The 18,428-nt window shown below is 37.6% G+C and carries 13 protein-coding genes and 1 riboswitch; of the genes, 3 read left to right on the top strand and 10 right to left on the bottom strand.

Annotation, left to right across the window (positions count from 1 at the left end; translation table 11 throughout):
* Positions 1 to 371, top strand: a 371-nt coding sequence (locus GQR44_RS16290; RefSeq protein ID WP_166372315.1) for an IS30 family transposase, incomplete at its 5' end; no start/stop codon positions are given.
* 313 nt (positions 372 to 684) lie between these two features.
* Here GQR44_RS16290 and GQR44_RS16285 read toward each other — a convergent pair.
* On the bottom strand, positions 685 to 1,176 hold the full coding sequence (locus GQR44_RS16285) for an OmpA family protein (RefSeq protein ID WP_166372752.1): 492 nt from the start codon (positions 1,174 to 1,176) through the stop codon (positions 685 to 687).
* Between the two features lie 120 nt (positions 1,177 to 1,296).
* Between GQR44_RS16285 and GQR44_RS16280 the strand changes: the two genes are divergently transcribed.
* Positions 1,297 to 2,793 (top strand): peptidoglycan-binding domain-containing protein, encoded by a 1,497-nt coding sequence (locus GQR44_RS16280; protein WP_166372751.1) that lies wholly within the window; start codon positions 1,297 to 1,299, stop codon positions 2,791 to 2,793.
* Between the two features lie 1,201 nt (positions 2,794 to 3,994).
* Positions 3,995 to 4,156: riboswitch (FMN riboswitch) on the top strand.
* Positions 4,157 to 4,657: 501 nt separating this feature from the next.
* Positions 4,658 to 5,575 carry a DMT family transporter gene (locus GQR44_RS16275; protein WP_166372750.1) on the top strand — a complete coding sequence of 306 codons (918 nt, stop codon included), beginning with the start codon at positions 4,658 to 4,660 and terminating at the stop codon, positions 5,573 to 5,575.
* 285 nt (positions 5,576 to 5,860) lie between these two features.
* Here the strand turns inward: GQR44_RS16275 and GQR44_RS16270 are convergent, their stop codons facing one another.
* The 9 genes from GQR44_RS16270 to cobN all read right to left on the bottom strand — a co-directional run bounded on the left by GQR44_RS16270 (position 5,861) and on the right by cobN (position 18,423).
* Positions 5,861 to 6,622, bottom strand: coding sequence for a transporter substrate-binding domain-containing protein (locus GQR44_RS16270; RefSeq protein ID WP_166372749.1), 762 nt, complete (start codon positions 6,620 to 6,622; stop codon positions 5,861 to 5,863).
* 186 nt (positions 6,623 to 6,808) lie between these two features.
* Positions 6,809 to 7,258 (bottom strand): DUF302 domain-containing protein, encoded by a 450-nt coding sequence (locus tag GQR44_RS16265; RefSeq protein WP_166372748.1) that lies wholly within the window; start codon positions 7,256 to 7,258, stop codon positions 6,809 to 6,811.
* Between the two features lie 129 nt (positions 7,259 to 7,387).
* Positions 7,388 to 9,415, bottom strand: a complete 2,028-nt coding sequence (locus tag GQR44_RS16260) for a GGDEF domain-containing phosphodiesterase (protein ID WP_166372747.1) — start codon at positions 9,413 to 9,415, stop codon at positions 7,388 to 7,390.
* Positions 9,416 to 9,516: 101 nt separating this feature from the next.
* On the bottom strand, positions 9,517 to 10,587 hold the full coding sequence (locus tag GQR44_RS16255) for a threonine-phosphate decarboxylase (protein ID WP_166372746.1): 1,071 nt from the start codon (positions 10,585 to 10,587) through the stop codon (positions 9,517 to 9,519).
* 124 nt (positions 10,588 to 10,711) lie between these two features.
* The gene (cbiB, locus tag GQR44_RS16250; protein ID WP_240923695.1) at positions 10,712 to 11,659 is read right to left on the bottom strand and encodes an adenosylcobinamide-phosphate synthase CbiB; all 948 of its coding nucleotides are present in this window, start codon (positions 11,657 to 11,659) and stop codon (positions 10,712 to 10,714) included.
* Positions 11,659 to 12,294: a histidine phosphatase family protein gene (locus GQR44_RS16245; RefSeq protein ID WP_166372744.1), complete on the bottom strand. Its 636-nt coding sequence runs from the start codon at positions 12,292 to 12,294 to the stop codon at positions 11,659 to 11,661. The genes cbiB and GQR44_RS16245 overlap by 1 nt, the downstream gene beginning before the upstream one ends.
* A 280-nt stretch (positions 12,295 to 12,574) precedes the next feature.
* Complete coding sequence (locus tag GQR44_RS16240; RefSeq protein WP_166372743.1) at positions 12,575 to 13,792, bottom strand: sirohydrochlorin chelatase; 1,218 nt, start codon at positions 13,790 to 13,792, stop codon at positions 12,575 to 12,577.
* A gap of 183 nt (positions 13,793 to 13,975) precedes the next feature.
* Positions 13,976 to 14,629 (bottom strand): 5,6-dimethylbenzimidazole synthase, encoded by a 654-nt coding sequence (bluB, locus tag GQR44_RS16235; protein ID WP_166372742.1) that lies wholly within the window; start codon positions 14,627 to 14,629, stop codon positions 13,976 to 13,978.
* Positions 14,626 to 18,423: a cobaltochelatase subunit CobN gene (cobN, locus tag GQR44_RS16230; RefSeq protein ID WP_166372741.1), complete on the bottom strand. Its 3,798-nt coding sequence runs from the start codon at positions 18,421 to 18,423 to the stop codon at positions 14,626 to 14,628. Before cobN ends, bluB begins: the two co-directional genes overlap by 4 nt.
* Positions 18,424 to 18,428: the final 5 nt, after the last annotated feature.

Genomic DNA, 18,428 nt, shown 5'->3' with positions numbered 1-18,428 from the left:
TGCGTGTTGATGACAAATCGGCTAAATCAGTGACTGCTGCTACGATTGCTTTATTGCAACCATACAAAGGTGCGATATTTACGATCACTGCTGATAATGGTAAAGAATTTGCCTATCATGAAGTGATGACCGAATATTTAAATTGTGGTGTTTATTTTGCAGATCCTTATTGTTCGTGGCAAAGAGGTTTGAATGAAAATACGAATGGTTTGTTACGACAATATTGGCCGAAATCAACGGACTTTAAAAAAGTATCGCAATCAGAAGTTGAAGATGTAATCGTTAAATTGAATGATAGGCCAAGAAAGAAACTAAATTACAAAACGCCAGCCAAATTAATGGCTGAACATATGGTAGTTATAGCTGCTTAGTCGTTATGCACTTCAATGTTGAATCCGCCAGGTAATTAGGGGATAGCATTTCTACTTTTTTACATCTTTTTAGTCAATTCAACAGTTAGAGCATTGATCTTGTAAATTATTTAATACTCTCTGTTCATTTTTAGATTTAGTGGTCAATATATATCCAAGTTTTATCATTTCTTTTAGAAAAAATAAGAGCAAGTAATTAAAAGTTTTATGCATGCCATTATTGCTTAAATCTAAATAAGAAAAAAGGCAATAATAGGTTTATTAACACCTCTTATTGCCTCTTTCCATCATCTAATTATAGATTGACGCTAACCTATTGCTCTTGAAACTTTATTTTAGCAACACGTTTTTTTTCTGAAGCTAAGTAATCAGATAACTCTGCTTTACTATTAAATACTTCAGCAATCACGCGTCTATTTTGCTGTGCACCAACTTCAGTATTGTTGTCATATAATGGTGAACTTTCACCAAAACCTAATGCGCCAACTTGTGATGATTTAACGCCTAGCTTGATAAGTTCAGATCTCACTTTAGCGGCTCTTTTTGAAGATAAATCGTAGTTATAAGGTGCCGTTGCAAATTTACTAGTATGCCCTTCTACAATTGCATAAAGATCATACTTTTTAAGAAAATCTGCAAACTCCGCAATTTCTTTTCTTTCGCCACCATTCATATAGACAGTTGAATCATTTTTAAACTCAACATTTAAATCTGCAACCATAATACAGTCGTCAGCAGCATAAGCCGTACTCATTAAGCCTAAACCTAGCACTGAAGATACCATTAATGTTTTTAACTTTTCCATTGTTAACTCCTTCCTTTGTTTAAAAATTATTCTAACTATATCATAAAATTAGCAAGTAATTGAGATGCAAGCTATTCTTTTGTGGTAAAATATTGACAAACACAACGAAAAGGAAATCAAATGAATAAATTCTTCAAAATATCAGCCGCTGCTGCGGTAGTTATGTTAGGTGTTACAGGATGTACTACAACTGACAGTTCAGATGAAGCCTTGATGATGAAAAATCAAGAAATTCAATCGCTGACTGAGCAACTTCAGTCAAAAAACAATACTATTGCGAATTTAAACTCACAAGCAACGGTGTCACAAGCACAATTAAATGATAAAGATGCGGTGCAAAACTCTTTAGTTCCGCTGCATGCTAAAGCTGGTGAGTGTTATGCGAAGGTATTAGTACCTGCAAAATATGAAACAAGACCCATTGAACGTTTAATTAAAGAAGCGCAATCGCAAATTCAAATTACACCAGCTACTTATAAAGTTGTTGAGCAAAAAGTAACTATTCGTGAAGCAAGTTCAAGACTAATACCCGTTGAGGCGACTTACAAAACCTTTGCTGAGCAAGTAATGGTTCAGCCTGAAAAAACAGAATTAGTGCCTGTTCCTGCTGTTTATAAAACAGTAACTGAGCGAGTGATGGTTGAACCAGAGAAAACCAGACTAGTGGCAGTACCTGCTGTTTATAAAATGGTTTCTGAAAGAATAATGGTTGCGCCTGAAAAAACAGCATTAGTGACAGCTCCTGCAACTTATAAAGTTACTTCTGAAACGATTATGGTTGAACCTGAAAAAACAGCATTAGTGACCATCCCTGCGACATATAAAACAGTGTCAACACAAGTGTTAGTTTCTCCTGCTTATACCGCATGGAAAAAAGGTCGTGGCGAGATAGAAAAAGTGGATCACTCAACGGGTGATATCATGTGTTTGATTGAGTTCCCAGCGGTATACAAAACGGTTACAACTAAAGTATTAGATAAAGACGCTTATACTAAACAAGTTGTTACTCCTGCTGTTTACAAAACAGTTAAAACACGTGCTTTAGATAATGCGCCAACGTCTAAAGAAGTTAAAACAGCAGCGACATACAAAACTGTATCTAGACAAGAACTAGTTACGCCTGCAACAACAAAAGAAGTTAAAACGCCGGCTGTTTATGAAACTATTACTAAGAAAGAGTTAGTCACACCAGCAACAACGAAAACGGTTACTACACCTGCTATCTATGGTTCTGTTACTAAAACCGCTTTAGCAACGGCAGCGACAACACGAGAAGTTGCGATTCCAGCATTATGTAAAATGGTTAAAACACGTATTTTAGATACGCCAGCGACGGAGAAGAAAATTTCTATTCCAGCCGTTTACGATACTTATGACACAACCGTTAAAGTGGCTGAACCGTACTTAAGATGGCAAGAAATTTTGTGTGAAACTAACACTACGCCAGATGTAGTTACAAAATTACAACGTGCGCTACAAGGTGAGAAATATAAAATTTCAAGCATTGATGGTGTTTACGGTCCAGAAACCAGTGCAGCAGTTAATGCTTATCAGAAAGATAAAAATCTTAACCAAGGTGCTTTAACCCTTAAAACTTTAGAATCTTTAGGATTATAATTTTTTAAAGTGTTTTTTAGCTAATCACTCAAGCATTTTTTTAGGCTAGAGGTTTTTAAGTTAAAAGTTTGAATGTATTAAGGCTTTATTTCAGTTTCACTGGAGTAAGGCCTTTTTTATGTCTGTTGTATTAATGAGTTTGCTTGGGATGGGTGTGATTTTAGTTAGGTTTGAGTTAGGTTGAGTTAGGTTCGCCTACGCTCATCTGGTCAGTGTGATTAATTGTATGCTTGGTATTTCGCCCTTATGGCGACCAGCGCTTGTTTTGGTGAGGTTGTTTGGTATTTAGCTCGTCTACGCTCGTCGAGGCAGTTTTATTATGATTTACAGTGGTTTCGCCCTGTCGGCGCCCCTACTTTCTTTTATCAGAAAAGAAAGTAGGCAAAGAAACTGACACCGATGCGTTTTCTGCTCCAAGTAATAAACTCCTTTTATAACGCACCAGTTCATACAGCACATCCTTGTGCTGAATGAAGTTAAGCCAAACGTCCTGTTTGGCTTTGCTAAAAGGAGTTGATGACTTGGGAAAACTTTACGGTGGTGTTGTACGTCCACTATGAGTTGATGTTCTATTGTGGCTTAGCTATATATCTCCCAGTTTGCTTTGAGTTTCATCTCGTCTGCGCTCGTCGAGTCAGCTTGGATTATTATTGATAGGGATTGTTAGTGGTTTTAGCTCGTCGTAGCAGTTTGATTATTATTAACAGTTGTTTCGCCATGTCGGCACCTTTACTTTCCCTTTGTCAGAAGAGAAATTAGTACTCCAAAAAGTCAAAGAGACTGACACGGGAACGTTCTCTGTTCCAAATAATAAATCGCTTTTATAGCGCACCGCCTGTTACGGCACATCCATGTGCCAAACGAGCCTAATCCAAACATCCAGTTTGGTTTTGCTAAAAGCCATTGATAATTTGGGAAAACTCGACAGTGGCCATGCTGTAGGGACATTGAGTCACGTATTATTGTGGAAGTTTGGGCGTTATTTTTTGTAGTGTTTTTATTCTACGAGCTTAAATTCTGTAGTTTATTTCAGCTTGTGGGCTCTGCTATTGTGATTAAATGAAGAACATTATTAATGGGCATTTTATTTATTCATTTCGCTAATTAAATAGAAGCATCAAGCACTTCATTTTACTTGTTTTTTTTAAAAATATTATTACTATAATGCTTGGTTGATTTATTTATAAAATAGTTTCAATCAATTCGACTTCAGGGCGGGGTGAAATTCCCCACCGGTGGTATTTTTACAAGCAATATTTGTGAGTAAAAGAGCCCACGAGCGCCTAACTATTAAGTTAGGGTCAAGCAGATTTGGTAAGAGGCCAAAGCCGACGGTTATAGTCCGGATGGAAGAAGATCGATAACAAACAGATTAAAAGTCATAACAAATAATACTTTACGGTTCTTATAAGTCGTTGAAGCATTTTTTGAGTGACTTTTTTAAATTTTGTCAAACTAAGCGTAGTCTTGTGTAAACAGGAATAAGTTTTATAAGATTAATGGCTTTCTTAAAGTCATTTACCTTCACCAAATTTTAATCTGTATGTTTTATTCAGTGATGCTTAGCTTTTGCTATTTTTAATAGCAATAGTAATAGAAAGTATAGTGATTTTTGCACTGCATACATACCTTAGTTAAAGGTGTGGGTTGATGAGTTTGATGATTAATCGCGTTAGTTTTTTTAGTTACTTCTTTTGTGAAGTATTCGATAAAGAAACAAGTAAGCGCGTTTAATAATTGAAAATTCAAGCAGTAAAATAGATCACTCTAGTGTTACAGTTATTTATAATTGCTATATCAGCATCATTGAATTAGATTCGTTCCACGCTCTGTCTTTCTATCCTTTTTATTTTTAGGAAATGTCATGACAGGTATTACTTTTATATTTTTTGCGTGCCTACTTTGGGCCGCAGACACTCTTATCCGCTATCCTTTACTGTTTGGTGGTTCAAGTGCACAACAGATTGTTTTATTTGAACATCTGATCCTTGTTACTGTGATTATCGCATTTTTTATTGTGCAACGTCGCAAGTTCAACTTTCTTAGCCGCCAGACTATTGTGCCATTTATTGTTATAGGCGTATTTGGATCTGCACTGGGCACTTTAGCTTTCACTGAAGCCTTTTATCTGGCTAATCCAACTGTAGTTATCCTATTACAAAAGCTACAGCCTTTAGTGGCGGTAACTTTAGCTTGCGTATTATTAAAAGAACAAATTAACTCGCGATTTTTTATCTGGCTAGGTTTAGCACTTTTAGGTAGTTTGTTGCTTATTTGGCCAGATCTACAAGCTTTACTCTCTAGTTTTAGAGAAGGAGATTTGGAGCATAATAATAAGGCGCTACTAGGTTACGGGCTGGCTTTATTTGCAGTGATCAGTTGGGGAAGTGCAACGGTATTTGGTAAAAAGTTAAGTTCAAAAGGTCTAAACAGCATCGATCTAATGGCTGGACGTTTTAGTTTTGGACTTTTAGGGATGTTGCCTTTTGCGTTTATCACCCCAACTTTAGTCACGACTATTGAAATAAGTATTTTTCAAAAAATTGCGATTTTGGCGCTACTTTCCGGTGTTTTTGGTATGTATTTTTATTACCAAGGCTTAAAGCGGATCCCTGCTCATTGGGCGACACTTGCTGAAATGTTTTTTCCTGTAGCAGCTATATTTATCAACTGGTTATTTTTAAGTGTCGCGATGACACAGGTGCAATTGATTGGTGCAGCGACGCTTATTGCAGCTAGTACCATGATTCAGAAGCAAACAGCACCAAAGCAATCAATATAAATGTTAATGACCGGTAAGTGCTGACGAGTCTAATTTTTTAAAATTTGGCGGATTCAACATTGATGAGCTTTCTTTCGGTTTTGACTCGACTGCGCTCGTTGTGGCAGCTTGATTATCATTCATAGTAATTGTTAGTGGTTTAAGCTCGTCTGAGCTCGACGTGAATGTTTGATCATTATTAGCATTGATTTCATTCTATCGGCGACACACCTTTCTCTTACCAGAAAAGAAAGGTGTTAACAGAAGATCATTTTAGATCTAACCCAAACTGTTATTTAGCTTTAATTATAATAATGAGTTTTTCTTCATTAGTTCTTTATCAACGCCTTTTAATTTCATTTCATCCATGATGAAGTTAACTGTGTTTAATAGGCGTTCTTCTCCTACTGGCATGAGGTAACCAAACTGGCTTTTGGTAAATGGGTTTTCTTCTCTTACTGCTTGTAGGGTTTTATCCGTTGCTTGGTAAAATAAAGCTTCAGGAGTTTCAGTTACCATCACATCGACCGTACCGGCGGATACTGCTTTGGGGACATCAAGGTTATTTTCATATTTTACAATGGTGGCTTTAGTCAGAAATTGTTCTGCGAATTTTTCATTAGTTCCACCAATATTCACACCTACTTTAACACTCGGTACATTCACTTCTTTTAATGTGTCGTATTGGTCTTGCTTGCCATTGGCAACCAAAAACACTTTACCGAAGGTCATATAGCCCTGAGATTGTTCAGCTGCTAATTGACGTGACATTCGACGAGTGATCCCACCCATTGCGATATCATATTTTCCTTGTTTAAGATCTCCGACTAGATTTTTCCAAGTCGTTTGCACAAAACGTACTTCAACGCCTAACTGCTCTGCAAAATGTTTTGCAACATCAATATCGTAACCAGAATACTGTGTATCATCGTAATAACTAAAAGGTTTGTAGTCGCCCGTTGTACCAATAGTTAGTACTCCTTTTTCTTGAATATCACCCAATAAGTCAGCTTGAGTATTAAAGCTAATAGCAGCGATTGAAAGTAAAGCAATAGAAGATAGTTTCATAAATTCCCTTAAATTTTGAGTGTTTTTTGAGGTGTTAGTTTAATAAGCCATTATGTTGCGAAGGCGTCAAACCCTATAGCGAATTTAATCAATATAGGGTTTGACTATTTTTGTCTTTATAAAGCTAAGCAATTGATTTTATTTGCTGAAAATCAACAATTAACAATTAACAATTAAACGTGTTAGTTATTTTGCAGCCGCTTGCGTTAAGCCACTTAATACATTGGATACTTTCATTAATACTTTGTCACATCCTTTCAAATCATGGCGTTGCTTCATATACTCAGGGTCGTTGTAAGTAAGCCAAACTTTGTTATCCGCATCAGTCCAAATTAATACTTTTTGAGGAAGATCAATGGCCGCTAGTTGTGAACATTGCATAATTGGCGTACCAACCTTTGGATTACCAAAGATGATCACTTCCGTTGATCTTATTGTTAAATCAAGGCCAACAGCATTTTTTTGATGATCAATTCGAGCAAAAAGCGTTAATCCTTTTTTTTCTACGATTGATGCAAATTTATCTGCGGTCTCTTTTGCTGAATGAGTACTCTCAACTGAAATTAAACCTTCTGAAGCTTGCGCGTAGCCTGAAACAAAAAATGAGAACAATACAAATGTAATAAATTTTTTCATGATAATCTCTCTTCAATTATAAGGTTAGAGGTATAGGGTTAGAGGTTTCTCTCTGCATAAAATTTTTAGCAAACGATGGTTACCAAGAAATTAGCAAAGAGACTAAAGTATTAAAGATGACAGATGAACTTAGAGGTGTAAATGATTAACCTTATGATCATCAAGTAATGTTTCAAAATCGTTAATTCTGAGAGGTTTACTGTACAAAAAGCCTTGATGATTGAAACAACCTAATCGATTCAGACAATCCGCTTGTTGCTTGCTTTCAATACCTTCTGCGATCAATCCAAATTTGAAGGTTTTTGATAACAAGATCAATGCATTGATAATGGATAGGTCCTTTTCTGAATCAACAATGTTATCGATAAAACACTTATCTATTTTTACATTATCAACGGGTAACGTTTTCAAACGCTGTAGCGAAGAGTACCCAGTACCAAAATCATCTATTGATAGCTTGATACCTAAAGCTCTTAATTTATGTAGTGTTGGGATCAAGTATTTATTATTTTCAGAGAACAAAGATTCCGTCACTTCAAGTTCTATTGAGCAACCTTCTATCTGATACTTATTAAGTATATTCTCGATGGTTGATACAAAACCTTCATTGTCTAATTGTCGTAGGGAAACATTGATCGCGACAATACCGTTAAACTTTTGTTTTTTTTGCCATTTTTTCACCTGCATGCAGGCCGTTTCAATGACAAAGTCACCGACCTCTTTCATCATGCCATTAGATTCAAGTATCGGAATGAAGATATTAGGTGAGATAATGCCATGATCATAATGTTTCCATCTTAGTAAACATTCGACACCATAAACCTGGTTGGTAATTGAATTAATTTGAGGCTGATACCAGACTTCAAACTCTTGCCTAGATAAAGCCACTTTTATATCTTGCTCTAACAAGTGTTGTTGTCGAACTAACTGCTTCTCTGATGAATCAAAAATCGCATATTGATTACCACCTAACCGCTTCACTTTTTGCATCGCTACATCGGCAAAAGAGATAAGCTCGCGTAAATCCGTTGAATTTACAGGGAACTGACTAATGCCAATACTGATCGACATTTTAAATTGTCCATACCCAGTAAGAAAAGGACGATCAAAGATAGTTAATAGTTTAGCCGTTATTTTATCTATGTTTTTAAGTGACTCTTCACCTTCGATAACAACAACAAACTCATCATCGCCACTTCGTGCAAGTATGTCATTATCTCTTAATCGTCTTTCAAAGCGATTAGCAATACACTTTAAGAGCTCGTCACCCACATGATGACCATATGTGTCGTTAATCATTTTAAAACGGTCTAAATCACAACACAAAACCGCAAAATAAGCAGGTTTAACTGCATTAGATTTTTGTAATTCAGCTAGTTTTTCAAATAATAATCTACGATTAGGTAAACAAGTCAATGAGTCATAATAAGTATGAAACTTCTTTTCTTCTATTGATTTTTTTAATGTGGTGATATCGTTAAATTGACAAATATAATGCGTAATAATGTCATTGTCGTCTTTTAAACATGAGACATTTAACCACTCTGGGAATACCTCACCATTTTTACGTTTATTCCAAATCTCACCATGCCAACTACCGGTATTTACTAACTCTTGCCAAAATTTACGATAAAAATGCTTGTCTTGTTTACCTGATTTTAATATCGCGGGTGTTTTACCCAACACCTCTTGACTGGAGTATCCTGTAATTTCACTAAAACTATCGTTAGCACATAAAATATAACCCGATGCATCTGTAACCAATACTGCTTCTTTATATTCTCGATACATTTTCGATAAAAAAGATAACGCATGCTTTGCTTCATCTAAGTAAGATAAGTTTTTAATAAATAAAGTGATCACATTGGTTTGATCATGGCGGCGGAAAAATACGACTTCAACGGGAGTCGTATTAGCATTCATAGTAAGTAAACGAGAATGATAATGCCCATAGGTTGTATTGTGCAGTGTTGAAATACCCTGTTCAGCTAAATGCAGATCAAACTCTTTAATATTTTTACCAATGGTATTATCAGTGGTTGTATTGAGCATTTTTAAGTAGTATTGATTAACCTCGAGAATAGTCCCGTCTAATTGTAACGTTAAAATTGCGCCGTTTTTTTCGTATCTATCGAGTAAGTTTTCAAAAAACGCCACTTTCCACCTCCCTTAACGTTAAGACTGGATCTAAATTTACAGGTAAAACAAATAAAATAACTTACAACACTCATAGTCTAAACAATGAACGTAAAGTTGGGCTAATAACTCATTACTTTTATTAATGCCAACTTCAATTTTTTTAATTGGGTTTCATTAGCAATGCCAAAACGTAATGAGTCATTTTCATCGGTTAATCTGACATAAATACCTTGTTTACAAAGCTGATGATAAACATCTGCGGCTTGATTCAGAAAAACAGTAATAAACAATGCATTGGCTTCAATACGTGCACCTACAAAATGTGTTTTGAGTATAGTTCGCATTGCTTTGCTTTGTTGCTGTAATCGCATTTTTTGAGTTACTTGCCACGTTTTATCTTTTAAAGCCTGTTCAGTAATGAATAATGCCGGTCCATTGATTGACCAAGGTCCAATATTTTCTTGAATAGTTTCACACCACGCTTGGCTACTACAAACAAAACCAATACGTAAACCAGCAAGCCCAAAAAATTTTCCAACGGAGCGTAATACAATCACATTTGCTCTAATTTGATCTAAGCGATGTTCTTGATAGGTTATATCATTTAAATCCGCAAGGTGAGAAATAAAACTAAATTCAGGCTCAAAAACATCTGCAAATGCTTCATCAATGATCAATAAAGCTTGTTGCTGGGTACATAGCTCCTGACATTTTTTTAATTGATCAATAGTAAAAGCATCGGTTAGAGGATTATTTGGATTGATCACCACCACCACACTATTTTTTTGTATCTCACTGGGTAATGACTGTTGATAAAAATGTAATTGATAACCAGCTTTAGACCAAGCTTGTTGGTGTTCTTTATAACCTACTTTAGGTAAATAGGCATGCATATCTTTGAGTGGAGTTTTATTGAGTTCAGCCACTTTGTAATTCCACAGTTCAGGTAACTTTTCAATCAATTGTTGACTGCCAGCTAACGGCCAACAATACTGTGCTTGATAATAGGCTTTAGCTGCATTGACTAAACCTTGCGAAATAGTAGGAAGATCTTGCCATATATGAGCTGGAATATTGGGGATCGGGTAACTAAATGGTGCAATGCCCGTAGACAGATCTACCCACTCTTTCTCTGGGATTTGATACTGCTTTGCGACGCGACTAAGCTGTCCGCCATGTAATATTGCCATTATTCGATTGCACCTTGTTGGATTTCTGTAATGCTATTTTTTAGGAACGCTATGCTTCAAAACTGTACTTTCACTAACGAGTATTTTTATTGATTGCACTTATGACTCTATCCTAAGGTTGAATTTAGAGACAATATTCATAAATAAAAACAATAACTAACCAAGCCAAAACCGCCTGTTTGACCAGACTTAAGCTAGCTTTAATATGTTTACTATTTACAGTTTCACCTTGCCCTAACAGCGGAGAATGTACTATTTTTCCAAAATAAACCGCAGAACCGCCCAAACATACATTAAGTAGCGTTGCACCTGATGCCATTACCCAACCACCGTTATGGCTTTTGTAGGATAAACTTTGGCAATAGGCATTGACCATCACTTGCTTACTTAGACTAATGTTTTTAATGATATTGCTAGTTTTCATTAAAGCAATGACAGCAAATAATAACGTAGTTATTTTAGCGCTCACAAATCCTAAAATATCATCCATACGCGCACTGAACTTACCAAAATAATTAAATTGCTGCGTACGATAACCCCACATTGCATCTAATGTATTACTTAGGCGATGCACAATGACCAAAGGCGCTCCGCCCAACACAAAATAGATAAGCGTTGCAGTGACACCATCATGACCATTCTCTAACATTGATTCCGTGGTTGCGCGACTAATGTCTTGCTGATCTAACTGGCTGGTATCTCGGCTTACAATATAGGAGCAGAAGTGTTGTGCTGTGGTTAAGTCACCATTCATTAACGGTGTATAAATTTGCATACCGTGTAGATTCAAACTATTTAATGCAACGGCCCAATACACAATATAAATGTTAATCAGCACCATCAGGTAAGTCGGCAAAAATAACATTAAAAGACAATATGTTAATGGCACCGGTAAAACCAGCACTAACCAAGCTAATATCCCTGACCAAAAGCGTTGCTTGTCACTGCCTTTATTTAATCTTTTTTCTAATTTTTGAGCTAAATTTCCGAATATAACCAGAGGATGAAAACGATTAGGCTCGCCAATATAATGATCAATGGTCAATGCCATGATCAAAGTAATAAATAACATCATAGCGCTGAGAAAGTACCCGTCTTAATATCGTAACTTAATGCGATTAACTGTGCATTCTTATAGTCATAACCTGTGCTGGTTGCCGGGATAACTGGGGATGCGGTTGTTGATGCCACATGAACTTGCGATTGCAGATCAGGAGCGAACCACTTTGCCATAAAGCAACGTAAGATATCACCATGGCTAATAATTAGATTTAACTCATCATTAGATGCTTCAAGCTGTTTAATTAATGTATTTTGAAAGCGGGTTAATAACTGTTTTGCACTTTCACCCTGATTTGGTTGGCAATCGGTTATTTGTGAGGTTATTTCTACATAATTAGGATTACTTTTCATTTCACTAACTAACTTCCCCTGCCAATCACCAAAATGACGTTCTTCAAAGCCTGCTACTTGCTTAACGGGCAACTGTAAATATTGAGCACAAATATTAGCGGTATCAACGGCACGACCAAGTGGTGATGTGAGTATTTGCGTAAGGTTCAAATCAGCACACTTAACTGCTAACTGTGAGGCTTGCTGTTGACCTGCTTGTGTTAACCCACTATCAAGTTGCCCTTGAATACGTCGCTGTAAATTCCACTCGGTTTGGCCATGACGAGCAAGATAAAAGTTAATTTTATTATTCAATATAAGCTCTTGTATTAGTTAATAAGTATAGCTTGAGGGCTAGCATATTTGGCATTGTAAACTTTAGCATTAGTTAGCTGAATGAATATCAATTAATTAAGGTAACTATTAATCAATCATAACGCTTACATTTTTAAATTATTTTAGCTTTTAAAGCCTGATAATTTCTGACATAAAAGCTAACCTTTAGTTCACAGGAAGATTAAATCCTGCAAGCGCTAATGTTACTAACTTTCTCATCATTAGCGCCTACAAAATTTACAAATACTGCTTACAGCTACTATTTTCTATGTGCTAGTGCCTCACCTTGTACGCCATTATTAATACGTTCCATCTCTTCGTCCAATAACTCTTGAGGGAATTGGCTCATGAAACAACAACAGATGCCTTCACCAATCATTGTTCTTGGCCCTAACGGGTGAGCGATATGTTTGTAAACACCATGACTATGAGGCTCAGGCTCGCTATGGCTGTGCGAATGTTGGTGTGAGTGGCTATGCGAATGATCGTGTGAATGACTATGACCATCATGTTTATGAGAGTCGTCATGTGAATGGCTATGGTCGTGAGCATGATCGTGGCTGTGTTCTTTACTGTCACTATGATCGTGACTATGCGCCTCTGGATCTTGATATTCAGCATGGTGATGATGAACATCAATTTCACCCGCGGCTAAACGACGTTTAAATATAGCCATTAAATCTTCTTCACTCGATTGTGTATTATCCATGATGTCACGAACACGCACCTCAAAAGCATCGATCACTTTTTCGTGGTCACGTAAGTAAGGTGTATTGATGAATTCAACCCCTGGATTTTCTTTTGCCACTTTATCGACATAACCAGAAATACGTTTGATTAATCGGCCCGTAAATAAGAAATAAGGCGCAACGACAATACGCTTATAATCAAGTTTAACTAGCTTTTCAAGACCAACACCAACCGATGGATAAGTCACGCCAGAATAAACAGTATCTGCCCAACCAAAGCCCATATTTTCACTAACAATACGTGTCAATTTAGCAGCTTCAGCATTCGCTTGTGTGTCCGATGTACCACGCCCAACCACAACTAACATAGTATCGTATAATTCAGCAGGTGGATTATTCGCATCTAACCCTAATGACTCATAAATACGAGCTTGAAATGCATTAATCATAGGCTCTTGTAAACCTAATTCTTTACCGTAGCTAACTTGCAAACCTTCATTTTTTTCTTCAAAGGTTGTTAATACTGAAGGAATATCATTTTTTGCATGAGTAGCCGCAAATAACATGCCTGGCACGGCATAAATATGTTCAACACCTTGGTCGATCAGGTTATTTAGTCCCATATGAATATTAGGTGCTGAATATTCTAAAAAACCGTATTCAACCGGTAGGTCTGGAAAACGTTTTTTTAGTCCTTCAGCAACCAATGAGAATTCCATTTCGGCGTCTTTATCACGGCTACCGTGACCACATACCATGATGCCTTTTTTTACTGCTTTATTAGTCATTTAAATCTCTTTCTTATTTTGATTTGAGTATTTTTCACGCTATTTTCGATATTCTAATTAACTATTATTTTTTCTTTTTAAGCTTAACAATATTGAGTGTTAATGCTTTTTCATTCGATCGCGGAGCATGACACGAGTGTAAACACTCCATTTAAGCGTTTATCTTTTAAATTTTGAAAATATTTAAGGTTTTTCAGGCCATGTATTCTCAAACAAAAAAGTCTCAATTTCAGCGGCCTGAGCCCAATTTTGTTCAATCAACATAGGTTTTTCATAAAATTTTTCAACATGACCGATACACAATATTGCGATCGGTCGGCTATCTGTCGGCATATTAAGCAAAGCAGCTAATTTAATTGGGTCAAATAATGAGACCCAACCAAGGCCAATGCCTTCAGCACGAGCCGCTAACCACATATTTTGAATAGCACAAGAGACAGAAGCTAAGTCCATATCTGGCATGGTACGACGACCAAATACATGCTTTTCTCGACCTTCGGGCAGGGCCACAATGATCAATTCGGCACATTCTGAAATGCCTTCCACTTTGAGCTTTAAAAAATCACTTTTACGTTGATTTAATAGGTCAGCGGTTATATTACGCTCTGTTTCTACTAGCGTTTTTATCGATGTTTTTAGTTTATTATCCGTAATACGAATAAACCGCCAAGGTTGCATTAAACCAACGCTCGGTGCTTGGTTTGCGACGGTTAACAAGCGTGTTAATAAACCTTGTTCAAGTGGTTGATTATTAAAGTGACGCATATCGCGACGCTCTTTAATTACTTTATAAATAGCCTGCTTTTCACTGTCTTTATAACTATGCAGACTCTTCATGATTTACTCTCTTGCATTTCATCACACTGTAATAACAGATCTTGTAGTTTTTCTCGGTAGGCATCGGGTGCTTGCCACAAACCACGTTGCGTCGCTTCCATTAAACGTTCAGCCATTTCTTCCAAAATTTGCGGATTATTATCTTTCAAAAACTGCTGATTAACGTCATCAAAGAGCAAGGTATCAGTGACTTGCTGATATTGATAATCCGCTATCAAGTCAGTCGTTGCATCATATGCAAAAAGATAATCCACAGTTGCTCCCATTTCAAAGGCACCTTTATAACCATGTTCACGCATACCTTCAATCCATTTAGGATTTAAAACACGTGAACGTATAACTCGGTTTAATTCTTCCTTCAAAGTACGAATAACCGGCTTACTTGGATTACTATGGTCACTGTGATAAATAGTCGGCGCTTTACCAGAGTAAACCTGCGCGGCGTTACTCATGCCTCCTTGGAACTGATAATAATCATCGGAATCTAATAAATCATGCTCTCGGTTATCTTGATTTTGCACCACAACTTCAATATTGCTGAGTTGATGTAAAAAAGCGTCTTTAGCTTGTACGCCATCTTTTTCACTATTGCCGTAGGCGTACCCCCCCCAATTTAAATAGGCTTCTGCTAAGTCGCTTTTTTGTTCCCAGCAACGCTCATCAATTAACCCTTGTAGCCCTGCGCCATAGGCACCGGGTTTAGATCCAAACACGCGATAACTGGCTTCACGTTTAGCTTCGCTAATTGTCATACCATCAGCGATCAGCTGCGCTTCACGCTGTTTAATATTTTGTTTAATGAGATTACTATTGCCCGGCTCTTCAAGTTCGCTTATTGCCACCACCGCGGCATCAAATAACGCCATAACATTAGCAAAAGCATCTCGGAAAAAGCCAGATACACGCAGCGTCACATCGACTCTTGGACGATTCAATAATTGGAATGGAATAATTTCAAAATCAACCACTCGGTTACTAGCTTGAGCCCAGATAGGTTTTACCCCCATCAGCGCAAAGGCTTGAGCAATATCATCACCGCCAGTACGCATGGTTGCCGTTCCCCACACCGATAAACCAAGTTGTTTAGGGTAATCACCCTGTTCTTGTAAATGTCGATGAATTAACGCTTGCGCCGACTCTTGCCCCAATACCCAAGCCGCCTTAGAAGGGATTGCACGGTTATCTACGGAGTAAAAGTTACGCCCTGTTGGTAAGGTATCTAATCGGCCACGGGTTGGTGCGCCACTTGGCCCTGCTTCAATAAATTTCCCATTCAAACCATCAATAATTGCACTTAATTCATTTTCAACACTTTGATTTAGTGCCGTTTGAATTGTTGATTGTGCATATACCAATAATGCTTGTGTTGCGGGGTAATGATTAAGCTCAATAAGATCGTTATCGTTAAGTAAAAAGTGCTCAACCCATTGCAAAGCCAACAACTCTAAACGTTCACGTGTATCTGCATGCGTTCGCCATGTAGCATCAGTGATTTTTTCTAATAATGTGGGTTTATCACCTAACCAGACATCGCGCCCAGCGGCTAAAGGATCAAAAGGTTGATCGTTCACCGTTAATGAAAAATCGCTCACCAAGCAATGTAAAATACCTTGATTAATCGCACCTTCACCACGCGGTAAACGTAATAAAGCGATTAAGGTATTAGCGACTTTATGCGGCTCAGGCAGTTGCCCGAGAATATGCAAACCATGGCGGATCTGCGCTTCTTTGATGTCACAAAGGTAAGTATCTAACTCTTCTAATACTTGGTTATCATCTTCTCGAGAAGCAGCATTTAATTCATCTAAAATATTGGTTTCTTGTACTTTTGCTAAAATTTGCTCGCGTAACCAGACTTCGCGGCGCAGATCTAAACCTTGAGCTTGATAATACTCATCCACCAGCCCTTCTAATTCAGCCAGTTCACCATAGGTTTCTGCACGTGTCATCGGTGGCATTAAGTGGTCAATAATAACCGCTTGGGTACGTCGTTTCGCCTGTGCTCCTTCACCGGGGTCGTTAACAATAAAAGGATAAAAGTGCGGCATAGGACCTAATACGGCATCTGGCCAACATTCATTAGACAGCGCGAGCCCTTTGCCCGGTAGCCATTCTAAATTACCGTGCTTACCGACGTGAATAATCGCATTGACTTGGTAAGTTAAACGTAGCCAAAAATAGAACGCTAAATAATTGTGCGGCGGCACTAAATCAGGATCATGATAATTTGCTAATAAATCGATATTAAAACCACGTGCAGGCTGAATGCCGACGAAGGTTTCACCTAAACGGATACCGGATATCATCAACCGCCCTTCACGACATTTAATATCATCTTCAGGTTTACCCCAACGTTCTGTGATCGCTTGTTGGCTAACTAGCGGTAACGAAGCAAAGGCTTTTTTATAATCAACTAATGACAAGCTTTGCCAACAGGCTAAATGATGTAAGGTATTTGGATTGTTGGTAACCGACTCTAATAGTGTTTCAATTAACTGATTGCCGTTTTCAGGTATTGACTCAATGGGATAACCCGCGTCTTTTAAGGTAGTTAATATATTCACTGTTGAATTTGGCGTGTCCAATCCTACACCATTACCAATACGGCCATCTTTGGTCGGATAGTTAGCTAAAATCAGCGCAATGCGTTTATCTTTATTATCGGTTTGAGAGAGCTGAATATATTTTTTAGCTAACTCAATGACAAACTGAGCACGTTCAGAATGCAATTGATATTGGACTAAGGAAATTTGAGTTGCCTGATCAAAAAAGACTTCGGTTTTAAAGCTAATAGCACGGGTTAATACTTTGCCATCCATTTCAGGTAATACCACCTGCATAGCAATATCACGGCTACGTAAACCTTGTTTGTAATCAGTCCAATCTTGTAGAGTACTGCTTGAAAGCACTAGTTGTAGGATGGGGATATCAACAGCAAATAAACGCTTAAAGCTATTCGGCTGTGAGCTTAAACCCGGGCTACTAACCGTATTTGCGGCAAAACCAGTACTATTGAGTATTAAACGACAATCGTGCTCCACTAATAATTCATTAACGACACGCATGGCTTGTTCATCTTTTAACGAACTAATCACTATTGGTAACGGGTTTAAACCACTTAACACCATCAGATCAATAAATTGGTCAAACATCTCACAGTTAGCAGATTGTAAGTGGCTACGATAAAAAATTAACGCCACCGTTTTTTGTTCAGCTTGCCAGTTAGCTTGAATTTGTTGTTGATTATAGAACTGCGCCACGGGTAAAAATACCGCCTCATTGCATTCAACATTTAACTCAAAATATAACTGATTTAAATAAGCAAAAAGTTGTGCGCTATTATCAAGCCCACCACTGCGTAAATAACGCCACACTTGATATTGCGTTTTCTCAGGCACGGTTGATAACTCAATTAACTCAGGGTCAACATTATCATCGCCGGGTACCAAAATAAGGGTGCGATTGGGTTTTGCTTTCGACCAACGAATTAATCCTTCCACGCCATACTGCCAATAAGCTTTGCCACCTAATAGCGACACCACCACGACCTCTGCTTGCTCTAGCACTTTATCTTCATAAAGGTCAAAAGCAGCAGGTTTTAATAAGTTAGTCCAATTAACCAAGCGAGTTTCAACAAGCCTATACATATCATTGGCTTGTTTAAAACCCGCTGATAGCGCAGTTAATTGGCTATCGGCGGCACTAAATACAACCAAAGGCGCAGGCGATTGCGCTAAATCAACAATGCCTTCTTGTTCAACAAACCCACCCGGTTGTGCCGCTAATAGATGCATTGCGT

Source organism: Psychromonas sp. SA13A (genome assembly GCF_011378715.1).
In the GTDB taxonomy this organism is placed as follows: Bacteria; Pseudomonadota; Gammaproteobacteria; order Enterobacterales; family Psychromonadaceae; genus Psychromonas.
Note: the sequence above shows the minus strand (reverse complement) of the source record. Positions and strands in the feature narration are given on the sequence as shown.